Source organism: Streptomyces sp. FH025, from assembly GCF_017427025.1.
Classification (GTDB): domain Bacteria; phylum Actinomycetota; class Actinomycetes; order Streptomycetales; family Streptomycetaceae; genus Kitasatospora.
In genome coordinates, this window is the sequence record NZ_JAFLNG010000574.1 from 1 (window position 1) to 5,093 (window position 5,093).

Here is a 5,093-nt window from a genome sequence, read left to right on the forward strand (position 1 = left end):
GCCGCCAGGAGGAACTCGGGACCGGGGGCTCCGCTCGGGAGCCCCCGGCGTGGATCGGTCGGCCTCGCGGCCGCCGTGGCCGTGGCCGTGGCCGTCAGGCCCCTCGACCGTCAGGCCTCGTGGCTGCTCGGCCTTTACTCGACGTCTACTCGGCCTCCGCTCGGCCTCTACTCGGCCTCCGTTCGCGCTCCGCTCACCCTCTGCTCGACATCGCGGCCCGAGAGCCGCTCGACGCCACGCAGGAGCGCCGAGTGGTCCAGCGAGCCGTCGCCGTTGGCCCGGGCGGAGGCGACCAGCTGGGCCACCACGGCGCCGACCGGCAGTGCGGCGCCCACGGCGCGGGCGGCGTCGGTGACGATGCCCATGTCCTTGTGGTGCAGGTCGATCCGGAATCCGGGGGCGAACTCACGGTTGATCATGTTCGCCTTCTTGCGGTTGAGCACGGTGGAGCCGGCCAAGCCGCCGCCGAGCACGTCCAGCGCGGCGCCGAGGTCGACGCCGGCGTTCTCCAGGAACACCACGGCCTCGGCGAGCACCTGGATGTTGACGGCCACGATCAGTTGGTTGGCGGCCTTGACGGTCTGGCCCGCGCCTGCCGGGCCGACGTGGACGACCGTGGTGCCCAGCGCGTCGAACAGCGGCTTGGCCTCGGCGAAGTCCTCCGCCGCGCCGCCGACCATGATGGACAGCACCGCCTCGACGGCCCCGGCCTCGCCGCCGGAGACCGGCGCGTCCAGGGCGCGCACGCCCTTCTCCCGGGCGGCCTGGCCGACCTTGACGGAGGTCTGCGGGGTGATCGAGGACATGTCGATCACCAGGGTTCCCGCCCCGACGTTCTCCAGGACGCCGCCCTCGCCGAGGATGACCGCCTCGACGTGCGGGTCGGCGGGGACCATGGTGATGACGACCTCGGCGTCCTTCACCGCGTCCGCGATGCTGGTGGCGCCGTGACCGCCGGCCGCGATCACGGTGTCGATCGAGGCCTGGGAGAGGTCGAAGCCGGTCACGTGGTGGCCGGCCTTGACCAGGTTGACGGCCATGGGCTTGCCCATGATGCCGAGACCGACGAAGGCAATCTTGCGGGAGGCGCTCATCGCGTCGCGTTCCTTACGTGTGCGGGTGGGGGTGGCCGGCCGGGCTGGCTTGGCGGGCCGCCGGACGGGCGGTGCGGTTCCCGGACCGCTCCGGGCGGCGCGCTACCGGGCGGCGCGCAGCTCGCGCGGCAGCCAGTCGAAGCTGTCGGCGCTGACGCCGGTGGAGGGGCGGTACTCCAGGCCGATCGAGTCGCCGTAGCCGACGGCGCTGAGCCGGGCGAACAGGTCCTCGAAGTCCAGCTCGCCGGTACCGGGTTCGTTGCGGCCCGGGGTGTCGGCGATCTGCACGTGGCCGATCCGGTCGGCGTGGGTGTGGATGACGGCCGCCAGGTCCTCGCCGTTCCTGGCCAGGTGGTACAGGTCGCAGAGGAACCTGGCGTTCCCCAGGCCGGTGGCCGCGTTGACCTTGTCGACCACCTCGACCGCTGCGGCCGCGGAGACCAGCGGGTAGTCCGGGGACTCGGCCTCGTTGAGGGCCTCGATCAGCAGGACGGCGCCGATCTCGTGCGCGGCCCGGGCGGCGATCACCAGGTTCTCGAGCGCGAGCGCGTCCTGCTCGGCGGGCTCGACGCCCGCGACCCGGTTGCCGTACAGCGCGTTGAGCGCGGTGGCACCGAGCGAGGCGGCGAGTTCCGCGGCGACCGGGACGTTGGCCCGGAAGCGGTCCTTCTCGGACGGAACGGAGACGGTGCCGCGGGCGCCCCGGCTGAGGTCGTCCAGGAGGTTGAGGCCGGTGAGCCGGACGCCCGCGTCACTGAACGCCATGCGGAGCGCGTCCAGTTCGGCCCGGCTCGGGTCGTGCTCCGGGCCGAAGGGCCACCACAGCTCGGCGGCGGTGAAGCCGGCCGCGGCGGCGGCTGCGGGGCGTTCCAGCAACGGGAGTTCACTGAACAGGATCGACAGGTTGACCGTGAAGCCGTGCTTGGCTGCCGCCGTCACGTCCATCACCTCTCACTCTCTTCCTTCATCCGCAACTTCCACGATCCGGAAGAGGGATTCTGTGTGGTGGAAGCATCTCCGGCCCCCTGAGCGAGTGTCAAGGCTGTCGCAACATTTTGTTGAAGATGCCCTCGGCGACCCCGTTCCGCCCGGGACGGCCGCCCGGCCACCAGGCCCCTGCCCGGCCCCATCCCCGCTCGATACAGTGAGCTCGTGCGATTGATGGTGGAGTTCACGACAGAACCGTTCGAACTGGACACGTTCCCGGAGCACGCCGCGGCGGCCCGCAAGGCCGTCGACGAGGCCGGCCTGGACGTGTCGGTCGGCCCCTTCGGGACCGGCGCCGAGGGCGAGGCCACAGAGGTGCTCGCCGCGGTGACCCGACTGCTCCGGGAGACCCTGGAGGCCGGGGCCACCCGCATCTCCGTCCAGGTCAGCGTGCTGGGCGAGGAGGGCGGTACGCAGTGACCGAGCACGTGGAACACCCGCTCGCCGTGGCGATCAAGCCACTGCTGGACGCGGTCGGCGCGACGCCCGTCCCGCTGGACGAGGCGAAGGCCGAGGACGTCGTCCTGGAGTGGGAGGGCACCCCGGCCGTGGCCGTCCGGCTGCCGCACCTGAGCAGCGCGCTGGACCGGCTGCTGGCCGAGATGACCCGGCAGTTCGAGGGCCGCCCGCTGGCCGAGCTCGACCGGCTGGAGAAGCAGCGGGTCGTCGCCCTCCTGGAGGAGCGCGGCGCCTTCACCGTCCGCCACGGCGTCGAGACGGTCGCCTCGGCCCTGGGCGTCAGCCGCTTCACCGTGTACAACTACCTCAACCGCCAGGACAGCTCGAAGCCCTCCTGAGCAGGAGCGGACTCCCGGGCGGGGCCCCTTCCGACGGTCGGACGGGGGCCCGCCGGTCGGGTGATCCCGCCCGGCGGCCGTCGCCACGGAAGGCCGGATGGGCCGGACGGCCTGGACGGCACAGAAGGCCCAGAAGGCCTGAATCGGCCCACGGCGCGGCACACTTGGCGAATCGCACACGAAAGGACCCCGCACCGGGGCCCGGTTCAAAACGTAACCACCAACCGTTCAACAAACTGTTGACCTCAGGGTGGGGCCGATCTAGCTTTTCCGGGTGGCACCACTCTTCAGGAGGTCCACTCGTGACCAACCACCCCCACGCCCTTGACACCCTGGCCGCGGCCGACGCCGCGGAGTTGGCGAAGATCCTGCTGGAGGTATGCTCCAGCCCCCGTTGGGCCACCGCCGTCGCGGAGGCCAAGCCCTGGTCCAGCCGAGAGGCCCTGCTCGCCGCCAACGCGGCGGCGATGGCGGAGCTGACGGTCGCGGACCTGCACGACGCCATGGCCGGACACGCCCGGATCGGCCGGCCCAAGACGGGCGATGCCACCTCCGAGCGCGAACAGGCCGGCATCCAGGGCGCGGACCAGACGGTCCTCGACGAACTGCGCGAGGCCAACGCCGCGTACGAGGCCAAGTTCGGCCACGTGTTCCTGATCTGCGCGACCGGCCGCACCGCGGCCGCCCTGCTCGCCGCCCTGCGCGAGCGCCACCCCAACGACCCCGCCACCGAGGCGGAGATCGTCCGGGGTGAACTTCGCAAGATCAACGACATCCGACTCAATCGCCTGCTCGACGCACTCTGATCTGATACATCGTCAAGAGTGCTTCGCATACCGCCTCATACCGTCCGGCATGGCACCCCTTGTGAACCCGTACACAACTAATACGTGAACCGACGCACCATCACTTCTGCCATCAGTAAGGTCACTCCACCCATGACTGGCATCTCCACCCACGTGCTCGACACCAGCCTCGGCCGCCCGGCCGAAGGCGTGCCGGTCGAGCTCGCACTGAACACCGAGGGTGGCTGGCAGGTGCTCGGCACCTCCGCCACGGACTCCGACGGCCGGGTCAGGGACCTGCCGGCCGTGGAGGCGGGCTCGGTCGTCCGGCTGCTCTTCGACACGGGTGCCTACCACGCGCTCAAGTCCGTGGAGGCGCCGTTCTTCCCCGAGGTCTCGATCGTCTTCACGGTCGCGCCCGCGCAGCACCACTACCACGTGCCACTGCTGCTGAACCCGTTCGGATACTCGGTCTACCGCGGCAGCTAGTAGACCGACCAGGAAGCTTAGGAGCCTGTCATGGCCCACGTGCTCGGTCAGAACCAGTACGGCAAGGCGGAGAACCGCATCGTCCGGGTCTACCGCGACTCCACCCGCCACGAGATCAAGGACCTCAACGTCTCGGTCGCCCTCCGGGGCGAGTTCGAGGACGTCCACCTCACCGGGTCCAACGCCAACTGCCTTCCCACCGACACCACCAAGAACACCGTCTTCGCCTTCGCCAAGCTGCACGGCATCGAGTCCGCCGAGGCCTTCGGCATCCTCCTGGCCCGGCACTTCGTCGACGACACCGAGCGCGGCGTCGTGCACGGCGCCCGGATCCGGATCGAGGAGTACGCCTGGGACCGGATCCGGACGCCGGACAGCTCGGCCCGCTTCATCGGCTCGGAGGAGGTCGGCCACTCCTTCGTCCGCAACGGCCAGGAGATCCGCACCACCGAGGTCGTCTACGACGGCGAGTCGGTCCAGGTCATCTCCGGCCTCAAGGACCTCGTCGTGATGAACTCCACCAACTCGGAGTTCTGGGGCTACATCAAGGACGACTACACCACCCTGCAGGAGGCGTACGACCGCATCCTCGCCACCCAGGTCACCGCCCGCTGGAAGTACGGCTACAGCGGCGGGGACGGCGAGGCCCAGCCCAACTGGAACCGCTCCTACAACCAGGTGAAGCGGCACATGCTGGAGGCGTTCGCCGAGACCTACTCCTACTCGCTGCAGCAGACCCTGCACGCGATGGGCACCCGGGTCCTCAACAACCGCCCCGAGGTGGACGAGGTCCGGCTCGAACTGCCCAACAAGCACCACTTCCTGGTCGATCTGGAGCCCTTCGGTCTCAAGAACGAGAACGAGGTCTACTACGCGGCGGACCGCATGTACGGCCTGATCGAGGGCACCGTGCACCGCGAGGGCGTCATTCCGGTGATCCC

At 70.2% G+C, this 5,093-nt stretch carries 7 protein-coding genes; 5 read left to right on the top strand and 2 right to left on the bottom strand.

The genetic code is table 11. The features are described 5' to 3' along the window. Nucleotides 1–167 precede the first annotated feature (167 nt). The gene (locus J0670_RS29645; protein WP_207814779.1) at nucleotides 168–1,094 is read right to left on the bottom strand and encodes a 2-hydroxy-3-oxopropionate reductase; all 927 of its coding nucleotides are present in this window, start codon (nucleotides 1,092–1,094) and stop codon (nucleotides 168–170) included. A gap of 102 nt (nucleotides 1,095–1,196) precedes the next feature. After that, a complete protein-coding gene (locus J0670_RS29650) occupies nucleotides 1,197–2,039 on the bottom strand; it encodes a TIM barrel protein (RefSeq protein ID WP_207814784.1) in 843 nt (280 codons plus the stop codon). Nucleotides 2,040–2,255: 216 nt separating this feature from the next. On the opposite strand from J0670_RS29650, the gene J0670_RS29655 reads away from it, so the two are divergent. From J0670_RS29655 to pucL, 5 genes are all read left to right on the top strand, one after another. Beyond that, the gene (locus J0670_RS29655; protein ID WP_207814785.1) at nucleotides 2,256–2,501 is read left to right on the top strand and encodes a thiamine-binding protein; all 246 of its coding nucleotides are present in this window, start codon (nucleotides 2,256–2,258) and stop codon (nucleotides 2,499–2,501) included. Continuing rightward, on the top strand, nucleotides 2,498–2,878 hold the full coding sequence (locus J0670_RS29660) for a helix-turn-helix domain-containing protein (RefSeq protein ID WP_207814780.1): 381 nt from the start codon (nucleotides 2,498–2,500) through the stop codon (nucleotides 2,876–2,878). The genes J0670_RS29655 and J0670_RS29660 overlap by 4 nt, the downstream gene beginning before the upstream one ends. A gap of 302 nt (nucleotides 2,879–3,180) precedes the next feature. Next, nucleotides 3,181–3,684, top strand: a complete 504-nt coding sequence (uraD, locus tag J0670_RS29665; protein ID WP_207814781.1) for a 2-oxo-4-hydroxy-4-carboxy-5-ureidoimidazoline decarboxylase — start codon at nucleotides 3,181–3,183, stop codon at nucleotides 3,682–3,684. A 132-nt stretch (nucleotides 3,685–3,816) separates the two neighbouring features. Beyond that, nucleotides 3,817–4,152: a hydroxyisourate hydrolase gene (gene uraH / locus J0670_RS29670; RefSeq protein WP_207814782.1), complete on the top strand. Its 336-nt coding sequence runs from the start codon at nucleotides 3,817–3,819 to the stop codon at nucleotides 4,150–4,152. Between the two features lie 30 nt (nucleotides 4,153–4,182). Continuing rightward, on the top strand, nucleotides 4,183–5,093 hold a 911-nt coding region (gene pucL, locus J0670_RS29675), incomplete at its 3' end, for a factor-independent urate hydroxylase (protein WP_207814783.1).